Annotated in this window: 19 protein-coding genes and 1 pseudogene; 10 read left to right on the top strand and 10 right to left on the bottom strand. The window is 75.2% G+C overall.

Going from position 1 to position 24,386, the window contains the following annotated elements; all coding sequences use genetic code 11:
• Positions 1-57: 57 nt before the first annotated feature.
• A complete protein-coding gene (locus tag AB0F62_RS22955) occupies positions 58-1,524 on the top strand; it encodes a M48 family metalloprotease (RefSeq protein ID WP_361802000.1) in 1,467 nt (488 codons plus the stop codon).
• A complete protein-coding gene (locus AB0F62_RS22950) occupies positions 1,521-2,498 on the top strand; it encodes a hypothetical protein (protein WP_361801997.1) in 978 nt (325 codons plus the stop codon). The genes AB0F62_RS22955 and AB0F62_RS22950 overlap by 4 nt, the downstream gene beginning before the upstream one ends.
• Before the next feature lie 21 nt (positions 2,499-2,519).
• On the opposite strand, the gene atzF is transcribed toward AB0F62_RS22950, so the two are convergent.
• The 4 genes from atzF to AB0F62_RS22930 form a co-directional block, all read right to left on the bottom strand.
• Complete coding sequence (gene atzF / locus AB0F62_RS22945) at positions 2,520-4,172, bottom strand: allophanate hydrolase (protein WP_361801994.1); 1,653 nt, start codon at positions 4,170-4,172, stop codon at positions 2,520-2,522.
• A gap of 165 nt (positions 4,173-4,337) precedes the next feature.
• On the bottom strand, positions 4,338-7,907 hold the full coding sequence (gene uca, locus AB0F62_RS22940) for an urea carboxylase (RefSeq protein WP_361801991.1): 3,570 nt from the start codon (positions 7,905-7,907) through the stop codon (positions 4,338-4,340).
• The gene (locus AB0F62_RS22935) at positions 7,904-8,512 is read right to left on the bottom strand and encodes an urea amidolyase associated protein UAAP2 (RefSeq protein ID WP_361801988.1); all 609 of its coding nucleotides are present in this window, start codon (positions 8,510-8,512) and stop codon (positions 7,904-7,906) included. Before AB0F62_RS22935 ends, uca begins: the two co-directional genes overlap by 4 nt.
• The gene (locus AB0F62_RS22930) at positions 8,509-9,342 is read right to left on the bottom strand and encodes an urea amidolyase associated protein UAAP1 (RefSeq protein WP_361801985.1); all 834 of its coding nucleotides are present in this window, start codon (positions 9,340-9,342) and stop codon (positions 8,509-8,511) included. Before AB0F62_RS22930 ends, AB0F62_RS22935 begins: the two co-directional genes overlap by 4 nt.
• Positions 9,343-9,767: 425 nt before the next feature.
• Here AB0F62_RS22930 and AB0F62_RS22925 point away from each other — a divergent pair, with 425 nt between their 5' ends.
• Entirely contained in the window at positions 9,768-10,445 is a 678-nt protein-coding gene (locus AB0F62_RS22925; RefSeq protein WP_361801982.1) for a helix-turn-helix domain-containing protein, read from the top strand.
• A gap of 12 nt (positions 10,446-10,457) precedes the next feature.
• Here the strand turns inward: AB0F62_RS22925 and AB0F62_RS22920 are convergent, their stop codons facing one another.
• From AB0F62_RS22920 to AB0F62_RS22910, 3 genes are all read right to left on the bottom strand, one after another.
• Positions 10,458-11,399, bottom strand: a complete 942-nt coding sequence (locus AB0F62_RS22920) for an ADP-ribosylglycohydrolase family protein (RefSeq protein ID WP_361801979.1) — start codon at positions 11,397-11,399, stop codon at positions 10,458-10,460.
• A 254-nt stretch (positions 11,400-11,653) separates the two neighbouring features.
• Entirely contained in the window at positions 11,654-11,887 is a 234-nt protein-coding gene (locus AB0F62_RS22915; RefSeq protein ID WP_361801976.1) for a DUF6011 domain-containing protein, read from the bottom strand.
• 150 nt (positions 11,888-12,037) lie between these two features.
• Positions 12,038-13,606, bottom strand: a complete 1,569-nt coding sequence (locus tag AB0F62_RS22910) for an amino acid permease (protein WP_361801973.1) — start codon at positions 13,604-13,606, stop codon at positions 12,038-12,040.
• A 108-nt stretch (positions 13,607-13,714) separates the two neighbouring features.
• Between AB0F62_RS22910 and AB0F62_RS22905 the strand changes: the two are divergent.
• A pseudogene (locus AB0F62_RS22905) lies at positions 13,715-13,918 on the top strand (ABC transporter); the annotation flags it as partial.
• Positions 13,919-14,104: 186 nt separating this feature from the next.
• Here the strand turns inward: AB0F62_RS22905 and AB0F62_RS22900 are convergent.
• The gene (locus AB0F62_RS22900; protein WP_361801970.1) at positions 14,105-14,959 is read right to left on the bottom strand and encodes a siderophore-interacting protein; all 855 of its coding nucleotides are present in this window, start codon (positions 14,957-14,959) and stop codon (positions 14,105-14,107) included.
• Positions 14,960-15,124: 165 nt separating this feature from the next.
• Here AB0F62_RS22900 and AB0F62_RS22895 point away from each other — a divergent pair, with 165 nt between their 5' ends.
• A complete protein-coding gene (locus tag AB0F62_RS22895; protein WP_361801967.1) occupies positions 15,125-16,483 on the top strand; it encodes a cytochrome P450 in 1,359 nt (452 codons plus the stop codon).
• On the opposite strand, the gene AB0F62_RS22890 is transcribed toward AB0F62_RS22895, so the two are convergent.
• A complete protein-coding gene (locus AB0F62_RS22890; RefSeq protein ID WP_361802132.1) occupies positions 16,452-17,369 on the bottom strand; it encodes a 5'-3' exonuclease in 918 nt (305 codons plus the stop codon). The genes AB0F62_RS22895 and AB0F62_RS22890 overlap by 32 nt on opposite strands.
• 175 nt (positions 17,370-17,544) lie before the next feature.
• Between AB0F62_RS22890 and AB0F62_RS22885 the strand changes: the two genes are divergently transcribed.
• The 5 genes from AB0F62_RS22885 (at position 17,545) to AB0F62_RS22865 (ending at position 23,697) form a co-directional block, all read left to right on the top strand.
• Entirely contained in the window at positions 17,545-18,678 is a 1,134-nt protein-coding gene (locus AB0F62_RS22885; protein ID WP_361802129.1) for a glycine betaine/L-proline ABC transporter ATP-binding protein, read from the top strand.
• A complete protein-coding gene (locus tag AB0F62_RS22880) occupies positions 18,671-20,476 on the top strand; it encodes an ABC transporter permease/substrate binding protein (RefSeq protein ID WP_361801964.1) in 1,806 nt (601 codons plus the stop codon). The genes AB0F62_RS22885 and AB0F62_RS22880 overlap by 8 nt, the downstream gene beginning before the upstream one ends.
• Before the next feature lie 121 nt (positions 20,477-20,597).
• A complete protein-coding gene (locus tag AB0F62_RS22875) occupies positions 20,598-21,356 on the top strand; it encodes a helical backbone metal receptor (RefSeq protein ID WP_361801961.1) in 759 nt (252 codons plus the stop codon).
• Between the two features lie 941 nt (positions 21,357-22,297).
• Positions 22,298-23,248: an aminoglycoside phosphotransferase family protein gene (locus tag AB0F62_RS22870; RefSeq protein ID WP_361801958.1), complete on the top strand. Its 951-nt coding sequence runs from the start codon at positions 22,298-22,300 to the stop codon at positions 23,246-23,248.
• Positions 23,245-23,697 carry a GNAT family N-acetyltransferase gene (locus AB0F62_RS22865; protein WP_361801955.1) on the top strand — a complete coding sequence of 151 codons (453 nt, stop codon included), beginning with the start codon at positions 23,245-23,247 and terminating at the stop codon, positions 23,695-23,697. Before AB0F62_RS22870 ends, AB0F62_RS22865 begins: the two co-directional genes overlap by 4 nt.
• Here AB0F62_RS22865 and AB0F62_RS22860 read toward each other — a convergent pair.
• On the bottom strand, positions 23,681-24,364 hold the full coding sequence (locus AB0F62_RS22860) for a gamma-glutamyl-gamma-aminobutyrate hydrolase family protein (RefSeq protein ID WP_361801952.1): 684 nt from the start codon (positions 24,362-24,364) through the stop codon (positions 23,681-23,683). The two genes, AB0F62_RS22865 and AB0F62_RS22860, sit on opposite strands and share 17 nt — an antisense overlap.
• Positions 24,365-24,386: the final 22 nt, after the last annotated feature.

The following is a 24,386-nucleotide window of genomic DNA, read 5'->3' as shown; positions in this document are numbered from 1 at the left end:
CCCGGCCACCGCGCCGTGGCAGAATCCGCCCGGTATCCGCGGTGCGACTGGAGTGCGATGAACCCCCCTACGTCTCCCGGCCGGCGGCGGTCCTCCGCCGCGGCCGAGTGGTCGCTCGCCGTCGCCATGACGGCCGTCGCGTGGTCGCCGTCGATCGGTGCGGCTCTCGTGTGGGGGTCCGTGGCGGTGTTCCTGTCGTGGGGCCTGTGGACGGGGGTCGGGCTGCCGGCGCTCTGGGCGCTGTCCGGCCTGATGCGAGCGGTCGGCCGGGCGCGGGAGCCGCTGCCGGGCCGTGCGGTGCGGCCCGGCGATCAGCCCGAGTTGACGGCGCTCGTCAAGGAGGTCGTCGAGCGGATCGGATTCCGTGCGCCCCTTCTGGTCAGGATCGTCCCGGAGCCGAACGCGGCGCTGGGACCGGCGAGGGTCTCCGGCGTCCGCAGCCACGTGCTGCTGCTCGGGCTTCCCCTGCTGCGGACGATGACCAGCGCGCAGCTGGCGGCCGTCGTCGCCCACGAGCTGGCGCACGAGCGGGAGGTGAGCGACCGGCGCACCGTGTGGCTGACGCGGGCGCGGGCGGCCCTGCAGGAGCGGCTCGACGGCCGGCTCGGTCTGCTGACCCCCCTGGTGGCGCCCCTGCTGCGGGCCTCCGGGCAACGGGCCTGGGAGACGGAACTCGCCGCCGACGCCATATCCGTCCGGGTCGCGGGTGTGGTGGCGGTCCGCGGTGCGCTGGAGCGTACGAGCCTGCTCGACGAGGCGTTCCACGGGCTCGGCGAGCGGTGGCTCGCGGAACTCGCGGAGGAGGACACCTACCCCGAGGACTTCTACGCCGCCTTCGATGCCGCCCTGCGCGACCCGTATGTGGCGCGGCGCTCCGCCCAACTGGCGGCCGAGACCACCGACCCGTACGGCCTGGCGAGCCATCCCCCGATCGCGCGGCGGCTGGCCGCGCTGCCGGACGCCGGCGACGAGGGGCAGGACGGGACGGAGCCGGTGACGCTGCGCGGTGCCGATGCGCTGGAGCGGTGGTGCGTACGCGAGCTGGCCGGGCTGCGGGGACACGACGGCGCCGGCGATCCGCCGGGAGCGCCGCGCCCGGTGCGCCTGCTCGGACCCGATGGCCGCCGGGTCCCCGGTACGGCGGGTGACGGCGGCGCGCTCCGCGAGGCGACCGGTGCCGGCTCGGCGGCCGAGGCGGTCCTGGTGGCGCTGGACGCCGTGGCCGAGGGCGACGGGCCCCGCCTGGCCCGCCGCATCGAGCCGCGACTGCGGTGGGTACCGCGCGCCGAACGTCCCTCCGCCGTGCGCGCCGTGCTCGTCGGATCCGTGGCGGAGGCCCTGTCCGCGGCCCTGCGCGGGTCCGGTTGGCGGTCCGCGGGACGCTGGATGGGCACCGTGGTCACCGCGCCGGACGGAACGGTCCTGGACCTCCACGATGTGCTGGCCGCCACGGTGGACGGCGGCGACCCCGGCGCCGTACGGGTACTGCTGCGGTCCGCGGTGCCCACCGGGGTGGCGGCGTGAGGCGCCCCGGGCCCGCACTGCGCGTCGCCCTGCTGGGCACGGCCGCCGCCGTGGTGGGGTTCCTGCTGCTCGGTGCCTGGCTCGGCCTCCACGCCCGTGCGTACACCCACGCCCGCGACCGGGCCACCGCCGTCGCCGACGGACTTGTGATCGAGGACGGCATCGGCGAGTCGGAGGACATCCGCGTGCGGTGGACCGACCGCGACGGGCGCGAGCACGTACAGCGCTTCGAGGTCTACGCCACCGGTCGCTACGCCCGCGGACACCGCTTTCCCGTCGCGTACGCCCCCGGACAGGCGGACCCGCGCGGCTTCCCGGCCGACCCGGACGAGACGGCGACCGAGGACGACCTCCTGGTACCGGTCGCCTTCGCGGGCCTGGTCGCCGCCTTCTTCTGCGGTGCCTGGGCCGTACGGGGGCTGCGCTTCCGCCGGGCGGCCCGGTCTCCGGGCCGGCCGATGACCGCCACCGTGCTCCACGGCACGCGGTCGCGCGCCGTGGCCTGGCAGTCGGACACCACCTGGCTCGCCCTGGCGGACGCCGGTTCCGCGGAACCGGCGGTGCTGTGGCAGCGGGTCATGTGGCATCCGGCCCTCGGCGATCTGCCGGGTCCCGTCGGGGTGACCCTCCGCGGCGGCGGCCGCCGCCCGGCTGTGGCCGAACTGCCGGACGGCACGCGCCCTGTGCCGCTGGGCCGGCCGCGCCGCCGGGCGCCGCGCCATGTGCTCCTCGACGAGCACATGACCGTCCGCGCCGATCTGCGGGACGCGTTCGTCCTCCCGCCAGGTGCCGAGGCGCCGCCCGGCCGCCGCTGGTGGCGGCCGGGCGCGGCGGCCGCGCTGGTGGGCGCGGGTGCGGGCGCCGCGGCGAGCCTTCCGCTGGCCGGTGGCACCCCCGTCGCGGCGGTCGGGTTCGCGCTGAGCGGGGCGGCCCTCGTCCTCGCCTCCTGGGCCCTGTTCGCCCCGCAGCCCTGAGGGGCGGGCACCGCGCGGTGGTCAGGAGGCGAGGTACGCGCGCCAGCCGCCGTGCTCCGTGATGTCCCGGGCGCCCGCCAGCGCGGCCGGCTCGCACAGGAACCCCGGTACGGTCGTGCCGTCCGCGAGCCGGACCGCGCCCAGCGCCATCGGCCGGGGCAGCGCGGCCAGCAGCCTGCCCAGCCCCTCGGCGGGAAGCTCCCACACCTCGGCCTCGACGGCCGCGCCGCCGCCCTCCTCCGGCACGCGTACCAGGCCGGGCTTGGGCGGCGTGGTCGGCAGGGCGTACAGCCGGTACTCCGGGGCGGTTCTGGTCGGGCGGAGCAAGTGCCCCCCGAGGGAGAGTAGTTCGCCGTTCAGGGGCTGCCCCGACAGATGCGCGCCGACGACCGCGAAGGAGACCGTGGGGCGCAGTCGGCCCGCGATCGCGGTCAGGCGCTCCTCGGTGCGGGCGCGGCCCAGCAACATCACCCCGAAGGGCAGGCCGGCCACGTCTCCGGCGGGAACCGCCAACCCGCACATGTCCAGCAGGTTGGTGGAGTTGGTGAACCGGCCGAGGCGCGCGTTCGCCCCCACCGGGTCCGCGGCCACCTCCTCGAGCGTGGGATGCCCGGGAGCCGTCGGCAGCAGCAGCGCGTCGGCGTCGCCGAGGGCGGCCATGGCGCGGGTCGTGAGCGCGGCCAGCCGCTCGCGGTCCGCGAAGAGGCGGTGGGCGGGGATGTCGCGGGCGGCGGCGATGATGGCGGCCACCGTCGGGTCCAGGGCGGGGCTGCCCCGGTGTTTGTCGATAAAGCCACCCACGGCCGTGTAGCGCTCGGCCACGAACGCGCCCTCGTAGAGCAGCGCGGCGACGGCGGAGAACGGCGCCAGATCGACGGGCCGCAGCTCCACACCCGCGACGGCCAGCCGCCGGGCCGCCCCCGAGAACGCCTCCGCCCAGCCCGGGTCGAGCTCGCCGAGCTGCTCCACGGACGGCACCGCCACCCGCCACGCCCCCGGGCGGCGCGCGGGCGGCGGCGCGTCCGGCTCGTCCGCGATGACGCCCAGCGCCCGCTCCGCCTCGGCGAGCGTACGGGCGAACACCGTGACGCAGTCCAGGCTCGCGCAGGCGGGCACCACGCCCCGCGTCGGCACCAGCCCCCGGGTCGGCTTGATCCCCACGATCCCGTTGAACGCCGCCGGGACGCGTCCGGAGCCCGCGGTGTCCGTGCCGAGGGCGACGTCCACGATTCCGAGCGCCACGGCGACCGCCGAGCCCGAACTGGACCCGCCGCTGACCCGCGCCGGGTCGTACGCGTTGCGCACCGCCCCGTACGGACTCCTGGTGCCCACCAGCCCCGTGGCGAACTGGTCCAGGTTCGTCGTCCCGATGACCACCGCCCCGGCGGCGCGCAGGCGCGCCACTGCGGGCGCGTCGGCGTCCGGCTCGTACGCGTACGCCGGGCAGCCGGCGGTGGTGGGCAGCCCCGCGACGTCGATGTTGCCCTTGACGGCGACCACCGTCCCGGCGAGCGGCAGCGGGTCCGCGGCGTCGAGGGCGGCGGCCTCCGCCTCCACGTCCGCCTGCGGCCGCAGCGTGATCCACACCTCGGGGCGGTCCACCTCGGCGATGCGCGCGTAGGCGGCCCGGACCCGGTCGAGGGCGGGAGTGCCGGAGGAGGTCGGAGTCGGCATGTCGGATTCTCCTTTACGGGTGTCTTCCCGCCCGGCCACCGGCTACCCGGGGTGGCGCCGCGACCAGGGGCGGGTGTCCGGGGCGAGGCGGATGCGGCGGATGCGGTGGGGCGGATGGCGGCGGGGCGGTGTCCGGACCGCCCGGGCGGGCGCCGCCCGGGCGGGCTACACGGGGCGCAGCGTGAGCAGCACCGTGCCGGCGTCGACCTGGTCACCCGGGGCGACCAGGATCGCGTCGACCACCCCGTCCACGGCGGCCTCGACCGGGGACTCCATCTTCATCGCCTCCAGCGCCAGCAGCCGCTGCCCCGCCCGTACCCGGTCACCGGGACGGACCGCCACCTGCCAGACCGACGCCGCGAACTCCGCCTCCACCGCGCTCCCGCCCTCGGGCACCGCGACCCCCGCGGCGCCCGGGCCGGCCGCCGGGGACGCGGCAGCCTCCGCGCGGGCGAACTCGCCCGCCGCCTCCCAGGCGTCCCGCTCGGCCGCGAACGCGGCCGCCTGCCGGTCCCGGAACGCCGCGATGGACGCGGCGTTGGCGTCGAGGAAGCGCTGGTGCTCCGAGAGCGCGAACTCGCCCTCCTCGAACCGTAGTTCGAGCCGCCCTGCGGCCATGTCGGCCCGCAGATCCAGCAGTTCGCCGGCGCTGACGGGATACCACTTGATCCGGTCGAAGAACCGCAGCAGCCACGGCCGCGGCCCGGCCGTCGCGCCCCGTCCCCAGACCTGGACGGTGCGGCCCACGAACTGGTAGCCGCCGGGCCCCTCCATGCCGTAGACGCACAGATACGCGCCGCCGATGCCGACGGAGTTCTCGGCGGTCCAGGTCCGCGCCGGGTTGTACTTCGTGGTCACCAGCCGGTGCCGCGGATCGAGCGGGGTCGCGACGGGCGCGCCCAGATAGACGTCGCCGAGCCCCAGCACGAGGTACTCGGCGTCGAAGACGGTGCGATGGACGTCGTCCACCGAGTCCAGGCCGTTGACGCGGCGGATGAACTCGATGTTCCAGGGGCACCAGGGCGCGTCGTCCCTGACCCCGGCCATGTAGCGGGAGATGGCCTCCCGCGTGGCCGGGTCGTCCCAGGACAGCGGCAGGTGGACGGTGCGGCTGGGGACCACGAGCCGGTCGGTGGACGGCAGTTGGCCCTCCGCCTCGCGCACGCAGTCCAGCAGCTTGGCCGTGGACAGCACATCCGGGTCGACGTGCACCTGGAGCGAGCGGATGCCCGGGGTGAGGTCGACGACCCCCGGCAGTCCGGCGGCGGCCAGGTGCTCCGCGAGGGCGTGGACGCGCATCCGCAGGGCGAGGTCGAGTTGCATCGGCCCGTACTCCACCAGCAGGTTGTCGTCGCCGCTGCGTCGGTACGTCACCGAAGGACGGCCCTCGCCCTCCGGAAGGCGTCCGAGGACACCGCCGTCGCCGAGCACGGGCCGGCAGGCGCGCGGCGCGGCGGCGGGACCGCGCCGCAGCGCGGCCGCCGCGTCGTCGCTGACCGGCACAAAGCGCACGGAATCCCCGGGACGGAGCTGCCCCAGCTTCCAGCGCTGGCCGGTGACGACGGTCGCCGGGCACACGAAGCCGCCCAGCGAGGGCCCGTCCGGGCCGAGGAGGACCGGCATGTCGCCCGTGTAGTCGACGGCGCCCACCGAGTACGGCGTGTCGTGGATGTTGGAGGGGTGCAGCCCGGCCTCGCCGCCGTCCGTGCGGGCCCAGCGCGGCTTGGGACCGACCAGGCGGACACCGGTCCGCGCCGAGTTGAAGTGCACCTTCCACTCGGCCGCGTAGAAGTCGCGGATGTCGTCCTCGGTGAAGAACTCGGGCGCGGCGTGCGGCCCTTCGACCGCTCCGAGCTGCCATCCGGTGGTGAACTCCGGCCGCCGCTCCACCATCACGGCGCTGCCGTCGCAGACCCCGCCCCCGTGCAGCACGTCGCCGGGACGCAGCGCCCGGCCGCCGTGCCCGCCGAACCGCCCCAGGGTGAAGGTGGCCGCGCTGCCCAGGTACGCGGGCACGTCGAGGCCGCCGGCCCCGAACAGCACGTACGTCCGCAGGCCCGGGCCCTCCGGCGCGGGGACGTCCAGTTCGCCGCCCGCCGGTACGGTGACCGGCTCCCACTGCGGCACCGGCCGGCCGTCCACGGTCACGGCGACCGGCGCGCCGGTGACGCAGACGGTGGTGGGGTGCGTGAAGCGCAGCCGCGGACCGAGCAGGGTGCACTCCAGGCCGGGGGCGCCCTCGTCGTTGCCCAGTGCCTCGTTGCCGAGCCGGAAGGACAGGTCGTCCATCGGACCGCAGGGCGGTACGCCGACGTGCCACAGCCCGGTGCGGCCCGGCCAGTCCTGGACGGTGGTCAGGGTGCCGGGCCGCAGCACCTCGACGCGCGGCGTCGGGTCGGGGACGTCGTCCAGGGTCGCCGTGGTGTGCGCCACCGCGCGCAGCGCGGGCTCGGCGACGGCGGCGCGCAGCAGGCCGAGGTTGGTCTCGATGCCGGCGACCCGGGTCGCCGCGAGCGCGTGGGCGAGCCGGTCGAGGGCGTCTCGCCGGTCCGCGCCGTGGGCGATGACCTTGGCGAGCATCGGGTCGTACGCCGTGGTCACCTCGGTGCCGGTCTCCACCCAGGCGTCCACGCGGACGTCCCCGGGGAACGCGACCTCGGTCAGCACCCCCGCGCTCGGCCGGTGCCCGCGGCCGGGGTCCTCGGCGTAGACCCTGGCCTCCACGGCGTGGCCGCGCGGCGCGCCCGGCTCCGTCACCACCGCGGTGTCGCCCTGCGCGAGGCGCAGCATCCACTCGACGAGGTCGACGCCGTAGATCTCCTCGGTCACCGGGTGCTCCACCTGCAGGCGCGTGTTGACCTCCAGGAAGTACGCCTCGCCGCGGGCGGCGTCGTAGACGTACTCCACCGTCCCCGCCGAGCGGTAGCCGACCGAGGCACACAGGGCGCGGGCGCTGTCGGCCAGATCGCGGCGCAGCGCGTCCGGCAGGCCGGGGGCCGGGGCCTCCTCCACCACCTTCTGGTTCCGGCGCTGCAGCGAGCAGTCGCGGTCGCCGAAGGTGACAACCCGGCCCCGCCCGTCGCCGAAGACCTGCACCTCGACATGGCGCGCCCGCTCCACCAGCCGTTCCAGGAACACGCCTGCGGAGGAGAAGGACGCGGCGGCGACCCGCTGCACGCTCTCCCACGCCTCGGCCAGTTCGCCGGGGGAGTGGCAGGCCCGCATGCCGATGCCGCCGCCACCACCGGTGGCCTTGAGCATCACCGGGTAGCCGAGGACGTCCGCCGCGCCGAGGGCCGCGTCGAGACCGGGCAGCAGTCCGGTGCCGGGCAGCAGCGGCACCCCGGCCGCCTCGGCGGCGGCGCGCGCGGTGTGCTTGGCGCCGAACAGCTCCAGCTGCTCGGGCGTCGGGCCGACGAAGACCAGCCCGGCGGCCTCGCAGCGGCGCGCGAAGTCCGCGTCCTCGGACAGGAATCCGTAACCGGGGTGCACCGCGCCCGCGCCGGTGGCGCGGGCGGCCTCCAGGACGGCGTCGACATCGAGGTAGCTGGCCTTGGCGGGGGCCGGTCCGAGCCGTACGGCCCGGTCGGCCAGGCGTACGTGCGGGGCGGAGCGGTCGGGGTCGGAGAAGACGGCGACCGTGCGCAGGCCCATGCGGCGGGCGGTGCGGATGACGCGGGCGGCGATCTCGCCGCGGTTGGCTATGAGCAGGGTGTCGAAGGCGGTGTGCGTCATGCGCGGCCGCCGGAGATCGTCATCTCGACCGGGGTCGGGTCGAAGCCGTTGCAGGGGTTGTTGATCTGCGGGCAGTTGGAGACCAGGACGATGACGTCGGTCTCCGCGCGCAGCACGACGCGCAGACCGGGGGCGGAGATGCCGTCGACGATGCCGAGGGTGCCGTCGGGCTCGACGGGCACGTTCATGTACCAGTTGACGTTGCCCACCAGGTCGCGCTTGCCGAGGCCGTACCTGGCGCCCTCGGCGAGGAAGTTCTCCACGCAGGCGTGCTGCGACCAGGTGTGGTGGCCGTAGCGCAGGGTGTTGGACTCCTTGGAACAGGCGCCGCCGATGGTGTCGTGCCGGCCGCAGGTGTCCTCGACGACGGTCATCAGCGGGGTGTGTTCGTTGGAGAGCAGCACACTGCCCGTGGTGAGGAAGATGCCGCCCTGGGCCTGGAGGGTGTCGGGCGCGCTGTAGCGGACGGCCGTGTCGTGCGCGTCGTAGACGAGGAAGTCCACGGCCTGGTTGCCGCCGAGATCGGTGACGGTCAGCTGCTCCCCGGCGTGGACGACCGCGGACCAGGGCGCGCGGGCGGGGACGACGGTGGTCCGGGTGGTCACTGCAGCCCCCTTGCGGCGAGGTGGTCGGCGGTGTTGAGGAAGGCGCGGCGGCCCTCGGGAGTGGCGTCCCACAACGGGTCCCCGGGCGCGGTCGGCGCGGCGCGCCAGGCCAGCACCTCCAGGGGCGTGCAGACGTACCCCGGCCGCGGGTCCAGCGGATGCGGCACGTTGGCGATCAGCACGGTCAGCGGCTGCTCGGCGCGCAGGGTGACGGACGCGCCGGGGCCCGCGGAGCCGGTGAACTCCAGCTTCCCGTCGGCGACGACGCGGACGCCCTGGAAGAAGGAGACCGAGGCCGGCAGGTCGCGCGGCTCCAGGCCGTTCTTCAGCGCGGCCAGCTTCAGCAGCTCACGCCCGGCGGGGGAGGGGCCGTGCGCCGAACCGTCCCCGTACAGGGCGGTGTTGCGGACGGCGGTCGAGGTGCCGCAGAGCGCGTCGTGGCGGGCGCCGGTGTCGGCCACGACGGAGGCGAGCACCCGGCCCTGGTCGGACAGGAGCAGATGGCCCGCGCCGAGGTAGGCGTTCCAGAGCACCTTCACCGTGTCGGCGGTGTTGAGGCGTTCCCAGGGGCGGTCGGCGACGTGCAGCAGCAGATGCGCGCAGGCGTCCCCCGCCAGGTCGGTGAGCCGCAGCTCGGTGCCGCGGGCCAGCACCTTGTGCGTGTAGCCGCCGCCCGCCACGGTCTCCGCCCACACCAGGTCCCGCGGCGCGATTCCGGGCGGCGGCGGCTTCGGCCAGTCGGCGGCGGGCAGTACGGGCATCGCGTCCGCCCGCGTGCCCTCCTGTGCGCGGGCGTGGTCCCGGGCCCCGTGAGGCGTCCCTGTCGGCACGGCGTTCCACCTCCAATTTCTGTCGTGTGACAGAAATTAGGCCCCGGCGGCTTCGGTGCCATTGCCCGTGGGTTTCCCGGCGGTTACCGGGTGCTCACGCCCGCGCGGCGCGTGATCCCGGCGGCGCGGGCCGTAACGGGGGCTGGGCGCGGGGGCTTGGTGCGGGGGCGAGCAGCGGGCAGGCGCTCCCGTGCGGGGCAGGCGCTCCCGTGCGGGGCAGGCGCTCCCGTGCGGGGCAGGCGCTCCCGGGTACCCGTGCGGGGCGGGGCAGGCGTGCTCGGGCCACGGCCGCCTCGGCGGGGCGGGGCAGGTGTGCTTGGGCAGTCGTGCGGGGCGGGGTGGGTGCTCCCGGGCAGTCGTGCCGGCGGGGCAGGCGTGCTCGGGCCACGGCCGCCTCGGCGGGGCGGCTGTGCGAGGATCGAGGCGTGAGCACCACGGGACGCCGCGTCGGCCGGCCGCGCGCGCAGGCACGGCCGGACAGCGGTCTGACCGCCCGGGAGGAACTCCTCGCCGCCGCGGCCGAACTGTTCAGCACGCGGGGCTACGCGGCCACGACCACCCGGGCCGTCGCGGAGCGCGCCGGGATGCGCCAGGCCTCGATGTACCACTACTTCGGCGGCAAGGAGGATCTCCTCGCCGCCCTTCTGGAGGGCACCGTCCGGCCGTCCCTGGACCTCGCCCATGCGCTCGTCACCCGCGCCGACGCCCCCGCCGAGGCCCGGCTGTGGGCGCTCTGCCGGGCGGACGTCGCCCTGCTGTGCGGGGGCCCGTACAACCTGGGCGCGCTCTATCTGCTCCCCGAGGTCCGCGCCGACCGTTTCGCGGGTTTCCGCGCCGCCCGGGACGAGTTGAAGGCCGCGTACACCGCGCTGCTGGCCGCCACGACGCCGGGCGCCGCGCTCCCGACCGCCGACCTCGCGGTCCGCGCCGACCTCGTCTTCGGCCTCATCGAGGGCGTCATCCTCATCCGACGCGACAGCCCCATCCCCGACTCCGCCGCCTTCGCCTCCGCGACCGCCGACGCGGCCCTGCGCGTCGCCGGCTGCCCGGACGGCGGCCTCGCCGCCCTGCACCGCGAGGGCGAGGCCCTTTTGGCGGCGTGACGCGCCGCCGCCTCAGACCTCGGTGAGCCGGGCCGCCAGCGCGGTCAGTTCCGGCAGGCGCAGGACGCGGCCGGGCCAACCGGGCACGGGCACGTGCAGGGGAGCGGTCCAGCGGGCGGGGACGGCCGCGAGGCCGTACGCCGCGCCGGCGAGGGCGCCCGTGACCGCCGCGACGGTGTCGGTGTCGCCGCCCAGGTCGACCGCGGCGCGCAGCGCGGCCTCGAAGCCGCCGGTGGTGCGCACGGCCCACACCGCGGAGCCGAGGCAGGGCCAGACCGCGCCGTTGAACTCCGTGGCCAGGCCCGGGTGCCAGCCGGGGGCGAGGACGGCGGCCCACCGTTCACGGAAGGGTTCGGGTACCTGGGCCAGGGCGTCGGCCACCGCCCCGGGGGCGACGGGATCGCCGCCGTCGAGGGCGACGCGTATCAGGTCGTGGAAGATCGCGCTGCCCTCCCAGGCCGCGCGGTCGCCATGGGTGAGGGCGGCGATCCGCCGGGCGGCGTCGAGGGAGGCCGCCCGGCCGCGCCCGGCGAAGTGGACCGCGGCGGGGGCGGCCCGCATCAGGGCACCGTTGCCGGCCGCCCGATGGTGCGTCTGGAAGTGCACCGCGGCGGCCAGGTCCCAGGGGTCTCCGGAGGTGAGAACGGCCTCGGTCTGCAGGCCGATGTCCTTGGGCTCCGAGGCCGCCCAGCGCAGGAAGCGCGCGAAGACGTCGGGCAGGTCCAGCGCGCCCCGCTCCAGCAGGGAGTCGGCGATCAGGACCGCCATCTGCGTGTCGTCGGTGGCCTCGCCGGGGTCCCAGCCGCCGCCCCCGCACATCTCGCCGCCCGCGCCCGGCTGCGGGAAGCGGGCGCTGAAGGCGCCCTCCGGGCCGAACTCGAAGGGCGCGCCGAGCGCGTCGCCCACCGCCGATCCGACGACCGCGCCCGCGGCGCGGTCCCCACGGTCCGTCACTTCTCTCCTCCGCCGGCCCTTCCGCCCCGCGTGGCGAGCACCGAGGCCGAGCCCGAGGACGCGGCGACGGCGATCCGGTTCCGGTACGGGGACGCCACGGCTGAAGCGTAGGCGTTCCCCCGGCCCGCGGTGCGGCGGCGGTCCCGGATCTCGGGCGCCGGCCTCCGGAACGGCGTCAGGGTGGCCGACGACCGGGCGCCAGGCGCCCGTTGTGCCCGGAGCGGCCGCCGCACGAGCCCCGGTCCGGCGCGGGTCTACGTCCCCGGCAGCCGGTCCTGCTCGACGTCGAAGCGCCCGATCCGCGGCGCCGCCCCGAGCCCGTGTTTGCGCCGGCAGCCGGGCCCGCGGCCCCACAGCCGCGCGTCGTGCGCGGTGAGGGGCCGGTGGCAGTCGGCGCAGAGGACCCGCGGACGCCGCTCGGCCGGCTGCTCGTCGGGCGACAGACCGGGCAGGGGGAACGGCTCGGGTGCGGGTGCGGGTTCGGCCATGCGGTCAGTGTGTCAGCGCGGACCGTCGGACGTGGCCGGTGGCCGCTGCCGGTGGCCGGGGCCGTACCGGTACGTCCGCCCCTCCCCGAGGCCGGGACGCGGAGGGGCGGGCGTACCGGGCGGGCGGCGGGGCCCTTCCGCCCGCGGACGCTAACGCGTCGGTTCCGGGAGCGCCTCCGCCGGGCGCGCGTTTCGCGCCGGGTGCCCGGGACGCGCCCTCAGGAGCCGCCAAGCGGCGCCCGCCCCCACGCTGACCAGGAGGAACAGCACGGTGAACCACTGGAAGTACCAGTGGCCGCCCGCCGGGTCGTAGACCGCGGCCCGCGGCCAGGCGAGGTTGACCGTCATGGCCAGCCCGTAGAGCAGGGCCAGCGCGTTGACGGGCAGCCCCCAGCGGCCCAGGGAGAACAGCGGGCGGCCCTCCTCGTCCGTGCCGCCGGAGCCGAAGCGCTCCCCGCGCAGGCGGCGCAGCAGCATCGGGCCGGTGACCATGGCGTAGGCGAGGTAGAGCATGGCGATGCACGTGGTGCCGATGGCCAGAAAGGCGTCCGGGGAGAGCAGGTTGAGCAGGCAGAGCGCCGCCGCGGCGACGCCCACGACCAAGGCGGGGGCGGCGGGCATGCCGCTGCGGGCCGAGACCCGGGACAGGCGGGCGGAGCAGGGGAGGACGCCGTCGCGGGCCATGGAGAAGAGCATGCGGGTGCCGGCGGTCTGGATGGCGAGCGTGGCGACGGCGATGGCGACGACGACGTCGACGAGCAGGGCCTTGCCGACGCCCGGGCCGAGGCTGCTGGTGAGGACGTAGCTCAGCCCCTCCGTCGCGAGCCGCCCGTCGGTGAGGCTCGGGGCGGCGAGCAGTCCGCCGAGGAGCAGCAGCCCGCCGAGGGCGCCGGCCGCGGCGAGGGCGGTCAGGATGGTGCGCGGCGCGGTGCGCCGCGGCGAGCGGGTCTCCTCGCTCATCTCGCCGGCGCTGTCGAAGCCGATGAGGACGTACGCGGCGGTGAAGGAGCCGACGAGGAGCGCGCCGACGGCGCCGCCCTGGCCGCCGGTGTGGAGGGTGACGCCGGGGCCGCGCTCGGCGTGCGTGAACAGCAGGACGACGATGAGGCCCGCGCCGATAATCTCCGCGGTGACGCCGACGCGGTTGACGGCCGACATGACGCGGTTGTCGAGGGTGTTGACCACCGTGGTCAGCGCCAGCAGCACCACGCCGAGCAGTGCCGCGTTGGCCGCGCCCGTCGCGGTGGTGGGCGCCGGGTCGCCGCCGACGAGCTGGAAGCCCGACCAGATCGCGGGCAGGACGACCTGCAGCGCGAGCGCGGCGGCCGCCACGACCACCACCTGCCCGATCACCATGATCCATCCGGCGAACCAGCCCCACGACGGTGTGCTGAGCCGGGTCGCCCACTGGTAGATCGCCCCGGAGAGCGGGTATCGGGCGGCGAGTTCGGCGAAACAGGCGGCGACCAGCAACTGCCCGACGAGCACCGCGGGCCAGGTCCAGAAGAAGGCGGCGCCGCCGAAGGAGAAGCCGAAGGCGAAGAACTGGAAGACCGTCGTCAGGACGGAGATGAAGGAGAAGCCCGCGGCGAACGAGGCGTAGCGCCCCATGCTGCGGTGCAGTTCCTGGCGGTAGCCGAAGCCCGCGAGGGTGCCGTCGTCGGAGGCCGGAGGGGGCGGGGAGGGCGCTGAGGGCGCTGACGGTGCGGTGGCGGTCATGGCGGACCCCTGTCGCTGGATTCCTGTCGGGTGACAGAAATTAGGGGCCGTTGATTTCGCGAGCGTGTCGCGTCCATGTCGGCGGTGCTCCGAAGTGCTCACCGGGGCGGCACGGCCGTCGTCGCGGGCCACCACGCGCTGTGCCACCCCGACCCGGTGCGCCGCGCCATCGGCGTCGTCGCCCCGACGTCCGCCGCGGACCCCGCGGCCACCGGTGCGGAGCACCTCCGGCTGCGGGCACGGCTGTGGGGCGGCGCCACGCTCGGCCGGTGCGTCGAGGAGTTCCTCGCCAGGTTCGGCCCGGCCGACGCCGCAACGCTCCGGACCGGGGTGATGTGCGCACGCGAGGCGGTGCGCTGCCGGCGGTCGCGGTCGCCGCGCTCCGGCTGCCGACCGGCACCTTCCGCTCGTACCGGAAGCCGGCCCGAGGGCACGACGGCGCCGGTACGACGACGAGGCGTGACCCCGCCGGGGGTCACGCCTCGTGCGTACGCGAACTCAGGAGGCCAGCGCCCGCGGCGCCTCCTGCTCCTCCTCGATACGGCGGTTCCACTCGGGCTTCGAGGCCTGCCAGCCGTCCTCGTCGTGACCGGCGCGCCAGTAGCCGGAGATCGACAGGCGCTCGCGCGGGACGCCGTGCTCGACGCGCAGCAGGCGGCGGAGCTGCTTGACGAAGCCCGCCTCTCCGTGGACGAACGCCTGCACGTCGCCCGGCGGGAACTCCATCTCGGTCACGGCGCGGACCAGGGCCTCGCCCACCCGGCCGGAGCCGCGGTGCAGCCAGGTGACCTCGGCGTCGCCGGGCGTGGGGAGCTTCTGCTCCTCGCTGGGGCCCGAGACCTCGAGGAACACCCGGGCGCGGGAGCCCTCGGGCAGCCGCTCCAGGGACGCGGCGATCGCCGGCAGCGCGCTCTCGTCGCCGACGAGCAGATGCCAGTCGGCCTCGGTGGCGGGCGCATAGGCGCCGCCGGGACCGAGGAAGAGGATCTCCTCGCCGGGCCGGACGCGCGCGGCCCACGGGCCCGCCAGGCCCTCGTCGCCGTGGTAGACGAAGTCGACGGTCAGCTCGCGCGCCTGCGCGTTCCACCGGCGCACGGTGTACGTCCGGGTGCGGGGCCACTGGTCCCGGGGGAACTCGGCGCGGATCCGCTGGATGTCGAAGGGCTCCGGATAGCGCACGCCCTCGGCCGGGAAGAGCAGCTTGATGTAGTGGTCGCTGTACTCGCCGACGGGGAAGCCCGCGAGTCCGTCACCGCCGAGCACCACGCGGATCATGTGCGGGGACAGCCGTTCCACGTGCTGCACCCGCGCGCGGTTGAGCTGCGGCTTCCTGCGCACCGGACGGTCTGCCATGAGCACACTCCTCGCGTTTAGTTAGGCAAGCCTAACCCATCTTCCCCGTCAAGTGGAGCCCGGTCTCGGAAAGATCACGAGATCTTCGAACGCCGGTTCCGATCCGCCGTTCTCCGTTTTTGATGGGACCGATGCGATCAGACGCTACCCGGGAGGCCGGCGCAGATGGGTTCCGACACCGTCACCGCGATCACCGCAGGACCGCGCGGGCTGCCGCTGCTGGGGAACCTCCCGCAGTTCGCCAGGGACCCGCTCGCCTTCTTCACCATGCTCCGCGAGTGCGGGGCCGCGCAGGTCACCTGGGCCATGGGCCGCACCCCCGCCCGCTTCCTCAATGATCCCGCCCTCATCGGGGAACTGCTCTCCGCCCGCGAGTCCACCTTCTCGCTGCCCGATCTCGGCTGGTCCTTCCGCTACCTCATGGGCGAGGGCGTCGTGGTGGCCAAGGGCGCCGACTGGCGCCGCAAGAGGTCGCTCGTCCAGCCGTCGGTCCGTCCCCGGCAGGTCCGCGCCTACGCGGCCACGATGGCCGACTGCGCTCGGGAGCTCGCCGAGCGCTGGACGGCCGGCGAACGTCTCGACGTCCGCCGCGAGATGACCGGCCTGACCCAGCGCATCGCCGTACGCACCGTGTTCGGCACCGACGCGGCCGTCCGCGAGGAGGTCATCGGCCGCTGCATGGACATCGCGCAGCAGCAGATGGGCGCCGAGTTCCGCGGACTCGGCGCGATGCTGCCCGACTGGGCGCGCACCCCGGGGAGGATCCGCTTCAAGGCCGCCGTCGACACCCTCGACGCCGAGGTCGCCCGGATCGTCGCCGCCCGCCGCGAGGCCGGCGGCGAACGCGACGACCTGCTGAGCCGGCTGCTGGCCGCCGTCGACGAGCACGGTGTCGCGCTCACCGACAGGGAGATCCGGGACGAGACCGTCACCCTCTACAACGCCGGGCACGAGACCACCGCCACCACCCTGACCTGGGCCTGGTACCTGCTGTCCCGCAACCCGAAGGCGCGCGAGACGCTCACCGAGGAACTGGACCGGGTGCTCGGCGGCCGCACGCCCGGCTTCGACGACTACGCGGAACTGCGCTGGACCGAGGCCGTCGTGAAGGAGACCCTGCGCGTGCGGCCCACGGTCTGGCTCAACCTCGCCGTCGCCGAGGAGGGCGCCACGCTCGGCGGCGAGCCCGTCCCGGCCGGCACCCAGGTCTGGATCAGCCCGTGGGCCACCCATCGCGACCCGCGCTGGTGGACCTCGCCCGAGGAGTTCCGGCCCGAGCGCTGGCTGGACGGGGCGCCCGACCCGGTCACCGACCACACCTGGTTCCCCTTCGGCGGGGGCACCCGGGCCTGCCTCGGCGCGCGCTTCGCGATGGTCGAGGCGGTGATCGTGCTGGCCACCCTCGGCAGCCGCTTCCACCTGGACACCGGCGACGAGGAGATCCGCCCCACCGTCGGCCTCACCCTCCAGCCCGACCGGGACGTCCTCGCCGTCACCCGGCCCGTTCCGGCCCCAGCACGCTGAGCAGCCGCTGCAGCGAGCCGCCCAGCCCCCAGCGCTCGGCCAGCGCGGCCAGCTCCCCGGGCCGGCGCGGCTCGCCCGGCAGCTCCGGCGTGAACTCCGGCAGCGGTACGTCGGAGGCCACCCGCACGACCTTCGGCGCGACCGCCACGTAGTCCCCCGCCTCCTGCAGCCGCTTGCGCTGCGCCGGGGTGACCTTGGAGGCGGGGTCGTGGGCGGCGGCCATGATCCCGGCCAGGTCGCCGTACGCCTCCAGCAGCTTGGCCGCGGTCTTCTCGCCGATGCCGGGCACGCCCGGCAGGCCGTCGCTCGGATCGCCGCGCAGCAGCGCCAGATCCGCGTAACCGGGGCCGTCCACACCGTACTTGGCGCGCAGCCAGGCCTCGTCCACCACGTCGAGCGAGCCGACGCCCTTGAGCGGGTACAGCACCCGCACGCCGCGGGCGTCGTCCACCAGCTGGAACAGATCGCGGTCGCCCGTCACGATGTCCACCGGACCGGGCGCCCGGCCCGTCAGGGTGCCGATCACGTCGTCCGCCTCGTACCCGGGGACGCCGATCCGGGCGATGCCCAGTGCGTCCAGCACCGCCTCGATCACCGGGACCTGCGGCGACAGGGTGTCCGGGACCTCCTCGACGTCCGAGCCGCCGGGGACCTCCTCCGCGACCCGGTGGGCCTTGTACGAGGGGATCAGGTCCACCCGCCACTGCGGCCGCCAGTCCGCGTCCATGCAGGCCACCAGGTCGTCGGGGGAGTGGTCGGCGACCAGCCGGGCGATGAAGTCCAGCAGCCCGCGTACGGCGTTGACCGGCGTGCCGTCCGGAGCGCGCACCGAGTCGGGCACCCCGAAGTACGCGCGGAAGTAGAGGCTGGCGGTGTCCAGGAGCATCAGGCGTCGAGTCACAAGCCGATGATGCCGCACACCGCCGACACCGTGACCTCCGTCACGGAACGGTTTGCTCCGCTTGGGTCGGGGCAGCCGCCGTCCCGGAGCGGGACAGGAGCGCTCCACGACCTGCTTGCGGGGGCAGCCGGTCGTCCTCCCTACGACACGTGAGGTGTATGTGTACAGGCTGCAGGCAGAGCATCTGTACAAGGTGTTCGGTACCGACCCCGAGGACGGCGTCCGCCGTCTGGAGGCCGGAGCCGGACGCGACGAGCTGCGCGAGAGCGGTACGACCGCCGCGGTGATCGACGCGAGTTTCGACGTCCGCGAGGGCGAGATCTTCGTCGTCATGGGCCTGTCCGGATCGGGCAAGTCCACGCTGCTGCGCACACTCAACGGGCTCAATCCCCCCACCGCGGGGCGGGTGCTCTTCGACGGCCGCGACCTCACCGCACTCAGCCCGCGCGAACTGCGCCGGGTGCGCTCGCACGGCATCAGCATGGTCTTCCAGCACTTCGCGCTCTTCCCGCACCGCAGCGTCCTCCAGAACGCCGCCTACGGCCTGGAGGTGCAGGGCGTCGCCCGCAAGGAGCGCGAGGAACGGGCCGCGCGGGCCCTGGAACTCACCGGACTGTCCGGCTGGGGCGACTCCTGGCCCGACGAGCTCTCCGGCGGCATGCAGCAGCGCGTCGGCCTGGCCCGCGCCCTGGCCACCGACGCCGACGTGCTGCTCATGGACGAGTCCTTCAGCGCGCTCGACCCGCTGATCCGCCGCGACATGCAGGACCAGTTGCTGGAACTCCAGCGCACCCTGAAGAAGACCATCGTCTTCATCACCCACGACCTCAACGAGGCCATGCGCCTCGGCGACCGCGTCGCCGTCATGCGCGACGGGCGCATCGTCCAGACCGGGACCCCCGAGGACATCCTGCTGCGTCCCGCCGACGACTACGTCAGCTCCTTCGTCCACGACGTCGACCGCTCCCGCGTGCTGTCCGCCGGCACCGTCATGGAGCCGGCGCGGCGCCCCGACGCGGGCGACTGCCGCTGCGAGACGGTCACCCCGGTCACCGCGCTCGCCGACGTCCTGCCGGTCAGCGCCCGCGTCCCGCACCCCGTCGCCGTCCGCGACGAGGCCGGCCACGTGGTCGGTGTCATCGCCCGGGAGCGGCTGCTGGCCGCGCTCGGCGACTACGACGGACCGGCGGCGCCCTGTACCGACGAGGCGGCCCGCACGGGCACCGCCGCGGCCGAGGAGGCGGCCCGCCCCGGGGTGCCCGCCCGGCAGCGGAAGGAGGCGGCGCGTGCCTAGGCTGCCCCTCGGCGACTGGACCGACAGCGCCGTCACCTACCTGCGCGACCACTTCGGCCCGCTCTTCGACGTCATCAGCGCCGTCGTCTCCGGCATGTACGACGGCCTGGACGCGGTCCTGCGGGCCCCCGCGCCGCTGCTGCTCGCCGGCATCCTCGCGGTCCTGGCACTGTGGCTGCGCGGCCTGACCGCGGGCGTGCTCGCCTTCGCGGGCCTGGCCGTCGTCGTCTCCGTCCAGCAGTGGGACGAGGCCATGGACACCCTGTCCCTGGTGCTGGTCGCCACCGTGATCACCATCGTGCTCGCCGTGCCGCTGGGCATCTGGTCGGCGCGCAACCGCACCGTCTCCGCCGCCCTGCGGCCGGTGCTCGACTTCATGCAGACGATGCCCGCCTTCGTCTATCTGATCCCCGGCATCTTCTTCTTCGGCGTCGGCCAGGTGCCCGGCATCATCGCCACCATCGTCTTCTCCCTGCCCCCGGGCGTGCGCATGACCGAGCTCGGCATCCGGCAGGTCGACGGCGAACTGGTGGAGGCCGCGGAGGCCTTCGGCACCGCCCCGCGCAGCACCCTGCTGCGGGTGCAGCTGCCGCTCGCGCTGCCCACGATCATGGCGGGCGTCAACCAGGTCATCATGCTGGCGCTGTCCATGGTCGTCATCTCCGGCATGGTCGGCGGCGGCGGCCTCGGCGCCTCCGTCTTCACCGCCATCAGCCAGGTCGACATCGGCCTCGGCTTCGAGGCGGGCCTGTCCGTCGTCATCCTCGCCATGTACCTCGACCGCGTCACCGGCGCCCTCGGCACCCGCGTCTCCCCGCTCGGCCGGCGCGCGATGGCCGCGGCGGCCGCCCCGAGCGGCTTCCGGCTGTGGAAGTACCGTCCGCAGACCTCCGTCGCCGTCGTCGGCATCGCCGCCCTGGCGCTCGTCGCGGGCGGGATGAACGTCCTCGGCGGCACCGGCGACGGACCGGCCGTCTCCGGCGTCGACAACGTCGGCAAGGGCCGCCAGGTCGACATCGGCTACATCCCCTGGGACGAGGGCATCGCCTCCACCTACCTGTGGAAGGAACTGCTCGAGCGGCGCGGCTACCGGCCGAAGGTCACCCAGTACGACGTCGGCGCCCTCTACACGGGCATGTCCGCCGGCCGGATCGACTTCGAGACCGACTCCTGGCTGCCCGTCACCCACCGGTCGTACTGGGAGAAGTACAAGAACGAGCTGGACGACTACGGCTCCTGGTACGGCCCCACCTCGCTCGAACTGACGGTGCCCTCCTACGTCAAGGGCATCGACTCCCTGGCCGACCTCAAGGGCGAGGGCAAGCGGTTCGGCGGCCGGATCATCGGCATCGAGCCCGGCGCCGGGATGATGAAGATGCTCAACGACACGGTCCTGAAGAAGTACGGGCTGCAGGGCGAGTACCAGGTCACCACCGGCTCGACCGCGAGCATGCTCGCCCAGCTCGACCGCTCCATCAAGGCGAAGGAGCCCGTCGTCGTCACCCTGTGGTCCCCGCACTGGGCCTACAGCGAGCACGGCCTGAAGAAGCTGAAGGACCCGCTTGGCGCCTGGGGCAAGGGCGACGGCATCCACACCCTCGCCCGTGACGGCTTCGCCGCCGACGAGCCCGAGGTCGCGAAGTGGCTGAAGGACTTCCGGCTGAGCGAGAAGGAGCTGACCGGCCTGGAGGGCGCCGTCCACAAGGCCGGCCAGGGCCGTGAGCAGGACGGCGTCCGCGACTGGCTCGACGCCCACCCCGGCGTCGCGGACCGGCTCGCGCCGGTGAGCACCGGATGAGCTGACCCCCCACCCCGTCCCCATGACCCCGGACGGCGCGGCACCGGCTCTCCCCCCTCCCTGGAGCCGGAGCCGCGCCGTCCGGCCCTCCCCGCCCCGCGGGGATGGATACGGTGGGGGGATGACCCGTCGCGACTCCGGCCCCGCACGGCGTGTGGTCTCCCTCGTCCCCTCGCTCACCGAGGCGGTGGCGACCACGGCGCCCGCCCTGCTCGTGGGCGCGACCGACTGGTGCAATCAGCCGGCCGACCTGCGCGTCACGCGCGTGCGGGGCACGAAGAACCCCGACATCGCGGAGATCGTCCGGCTCGCGCCGGACCTGGTGATCGCCAACGAGGAGGAGAACCGCGAGCCGGACCTCGCGGCGCTGCGCGCCGCGGGGCTGACGGTCCTGGTCACGGAAGTGCGCAGCCTCCCGCAGGCCTTCCGGGAGCTGCACCGCGTGGTCGTCGAGGCCTGCGGCCTGCCCCGACCCGCCTGGCTCGACGCCGCGGAGAAGACCTGGGGCTCACTGCGGCCCGTCCCCCGCCCCCGCAAGGCCGTCGTGCCCGTCTGGCGCCGCCCCTGGATGGTGCTCGGCCGCGACACCTTCGCGGGGGACCTGCTGGCGCGGCTCGGCGTCGAGAACGTTTACGGAGACCACGAGGAGCGGTATCCGCGGGTGCCGATCGACGAGCTCAACGCGAGCGGGGCCGAGCTTGTCGTGCTGCCCGACGAGCCGTACGCCTTCGCGGCGGGCGACGGCCCCGAGGCGTTCCCGGGCATACCCGCGGCCCTGGTGAGCGGGCGTCATCTCACCTGGTACGGGCCCTCGTTGGCGGAGGCGGCGGCCGTGCTTGGCGCTGCGCTGGCGCCGGTTCCGGTTCGGAGGGCCCCCTGAGGTGGTGTGTGGCCCGGTGTTTGTCTGCGGCGCCGTTGTGGTTGCGGTGGGGTTTTTCCCCGCCCTCCCGCCCGATTGCCCGGCGCGGTCAGGTACCGCCTCGCGCGTGTGTGGGTGGGCCGGGTGCGGGGCCTCCGGGGCTGGCCATTCTGGACGCATATTTACGTGCGTGGCGGGCACCTTCTTTTGTCGTCCCGGGTGCCGCACACAAATACGCCCAGTGTCCAGAACGCCCACCCCTCCGACCCCGCCCCCTCCCTCTCGTAGCGCGCCTGATCCCCGGAGGGGGGTAACTGGGCGGTCCGGGGGTGCGCCGGTTGCCTTACTCACCCCGACCGGGTCAGGCGCCCCATGAGGGCACCGCCCAGTGGCAGCTCGGGCTGGAGGGGGCTGAGGAGGCGGTCCGGGGTCACCGCGCATGCTTCCTGAACCCCACCGGGTCGGGCGCCCCATGGGGGCACCCCCAGCGGTAGCTCGGGGATGCAGGGGGTGAGGAAGCGGTTCCGGGTCGCCGCAAGTGCCCAACCGAACCCCCTCCGGCCGTCGTGCGCCCATACGACCGGAGGGGGTGTGGCGGGGTGCCCCCATGGGGGTCCCCCCGGCCGAAGGCTGGGGGAGACGAGCGGTGCGCGCGGTGCCGAATGATGTGGGGCAGCGCCGCGAGCGCCGAGGTGGGGGTACCCCCGGCCGGAGGCTGGGGGCGTACCCCGGCGCGGCACCGACCCCAGACGAACACAGCGCAGGCCCGCACCGACCGCGCCGGATGGGGGTCCCCCCGGCCGAAGGCTGGGGGAGGGCGGGCGGGCGGGGATACCCCCCACATCAACCACGACGCACCCGCACACGACAACGCACCCCGCACACCACAAACGCGCCACACACGACGACGCGCCCGCATAAAATGCTTGGCCCCCGCGGGCCCCGCCCGCAACGATCGGGGGATGACAGAGCCCCTCACCCGGATGCCCTGGACCGCGCTGCCCCGCGATCTCACCGCCGCCGTGGAGGCACGCCTGGGCGCCCCCGTGGCCGCCGCCGACGACCAGTCGGGCGGCTTCTCCCCCGGCGTGGCGGCCCGCCTCACCCTCACCGACGGCCGCCGCGCCTTCGTGAAGGCCGTGAGCCCGGCGCAGAACCCGGATTCCCCGCACATCCACCGGGCCGAGGTCCGGATCGCCGCCGGGCTGCCCGAGGACGTTCCGGCGCCGCGTCTCCTGCACTCCTTCGAGCGGGACGGCTGGGTCGTGCTGGCCTTCGAGGACGTGCCCGGCCGGACCCCGGCGCAGCCCTGGGACCCGGAAGAGCTGCGCCGGGTGCTGGACGCGATGACCGGCCTCGCCGCCCGCCTGACCCCGAGTCCGGTGCGGGCGCCCTCCGCGGCGGAGCGCCTCGCGGAGAGCTTCGGCTGCTGGGCGCGGCTGGCCGCCGACCGGGACGCCGGGACGGACGACCTGCGCGGCCTCGACCCGTGGGCGGCGGAGCATCTGGACGAACTCGCCGCCCTGGAGTCGCGCTGGCCCGAGGCGCTGACCGGCGGCACGCTGGCCCACTGCGATCTGCGCGCCGACAACGTCCTGCTCACCGGCGACGGCGGGGTCGTCTTCGTGGACTGGCCGTGGGCCTGTACGTCCACCCCGTGGTTCGACCTGCTGTGCATGCTGCCCAGCGTCACGATGCAGGGCGGGCCCGAGCCGGAGGGGCTCTTCGCCGGCCACCCCGTGGCGCGTGACGCGGATCCGGCCGCGGTGGACGCGGCGCTGGCGGCGCTCACCGGGATGTTCCTGACGCAGGCGCGCCACCCGGCGCCGCCGGGGCTGCCGACCCTGCGGGCCTTCCAGCGGGCGCAGGGGGAGGCGGCCCTGGCATGGCTGCGCTCTAGGCTGCGGGCATGAGCGATCTTCACTTCCGGCCCGTGACCCGCGACGACATCCCCGGCGTCGTGGCGATGTTCGCCGACGACGGCCTCGGGCGGGGCCGCGAGACCCCGGACGACCTGGAGCCCTACTACGCGGCGTACGAGCGCGTCGCCGCCGATCCGGGGCAGCACGTGGTCGTCGCGGAGCGGGACGGCGCGCTCGTCGGGGTGCTGCAGCTGTCCGTGATCCCGGGGCTGTCGCGGCGCGGCACGACGCGGTCGGTCATCGAGGCGGTACGGGTGCACCGCGACGCCCGCGGCGACGGCCTGGGGACGCAGCTGATCGAGTGGGCGGTCGAGGAGTCCCGCCGCCTGGGGTGCACGCTGGTGCAGCTCACCTCGGACCGGGCGCGCACCGACGCGCACCGCTTCTACGAGCGCCTCGGCTTCACCGCCTCGCACGTCGGCTTCAAGATGCAGCTCTGATCAGGGCCCGCATCACCCGTTCGTCCTCGTCCATCTCCGGGTGCCACTGCACCCCCAGCACGAAGCGGTCGCCCGGCAGTTCGACCGCCTCGGCGGTGCCGTCCTCGGCGTGGGCGCTCGCCAGCAGCCCGCGGCCGAGGACGTCGACCGCCTGGTGGTGGTACGTGGGCACCGTCACGGCCTCCGGCACCGCCTCGGCGTAACGCGTACCGGGGACCGGCTTGACGGTGTGGCCGCCGAAGACCCCGGTCGCGGGGCCGCGGTGGCCGTCGATGTGCTGGGCGAGGGTGCCGCCGAGGGCGACGTTGAGGAGCTGCATGCCCCGGCAGATGCCCAGCAGGGGCACCCCGGAGGTGAGGGCAGCGTCGATGAGGGCGAGTTCCCAGGCGTCGCGCTCCCGCGCGGGCGGGTCCGTGCGGGGGTCGGCCGCGGCGCCGTACCGGGCGGGCTCGACATCCGGGCCGCCGGAGATCACCAGGCCGTCGAGCCGGGCCACGGCCTCCGCGGCGTGTGCGGGGTCGTCGGGCGGCAGCAGTGCCGCGAGGCCGCCGGAGCGCCGTACGAGCAGGGGATATCCGGCGGGCAGCAGGGCGGCGGGCAGGTCCCAGCCGCCCCAGCGGGCCGAATCGACCCAGTAGGTGCTGACACCGATCAGCGGACGGGCCACGGGAGCCTCCCTGCGACGCGCG

The organism is Streptomyces sp. NPDC026673 (genome assembly GCF_040638135.1).
GTDB lineage: Bacteria > Actinomycetota > Actinomycetes > Streptomycetales > Streptomycetaceae > Actinacidiphila.
This window is presented reverse-complemented; position numbering and strand designations above follow the sequence as displayed.

Coding starts and splice junctions, on each gene's coding strand:
- AB0F62_RS22910 (WP_361801973.1), bottom strand. CDS start 13,606: ATGACCGCCACCGCACCGTCAGCGCCCTCAGCGCCCTCCCCGCCCCCT.
- AB0F62_RS22875 (WP_361801961.1), top strand. CDS start 20,598: ATGACCCGTCGCGACTCCGGCCCCGCACGGCGTGTGGTCTCCCTCGTC.
- AB0F62_RS22865 (WP_361801955.1), top strand. CDS start 23,245: ATGAGCGATCTTCACTTCCGGCCCGTGACCCGCGACGACATCCCCGGC.
- AB0F62_RS22890 (WP_361802132.1), bottom strand. CDS start 17,369: ATGCTCCTGGACACCGCCAGCCTCTACTTCCGCGCGTACTTCGGGGTG.
- AB0F62_RS22870 (WP_361801958.1), top strand. CDS start 22,298: ATGACAGAGCCCCTCACCCGGATGCCCTGGACCGCGCTGCCCCGCGAT.
- AB0F62_RS22895 (WP_361801967.1), top strand. CDS start 15,125: ATGGGTTCCGACACCGTCACCGCGATCACCGCAGGACCGCGCGGGCTG.
- AB0F62_RS22915 (WP_361801976.1), bottom strand. CDS start 11,887: ATGGCCGAACCCGCACCCGCACCCGAGCCGTTCCCCCTGCCCGGTCTG.
- uca (WP_361801991.1), bottom strand. CDS start 7,907: ATGACGCACACCGCCTTCGACACCCTGCTCATAGCCAACCGCGGCGAG.
- AB0F62_RS22955 (WP_361802000.1), top strand. CDS start 58: ATGAACCCCCCTACGTCTCCCGGCCGGCGGCGGTCCTCCGCCGCGGCC.
- atzF (WP_361801994.1), bottom strand. CDS start 4,172: ATGCCGACTCCGACCTCCTCCGGCACTCCCGCCCTCGACCGGGTCCGG.
- AB0F62_RS22900 (WP_361801970.1), bottom strand. CDS start 14,959: ATGGCAGACCGTCCGGTGCGCAGGAAGCCGCAGCTCAACCGCGCGCGG.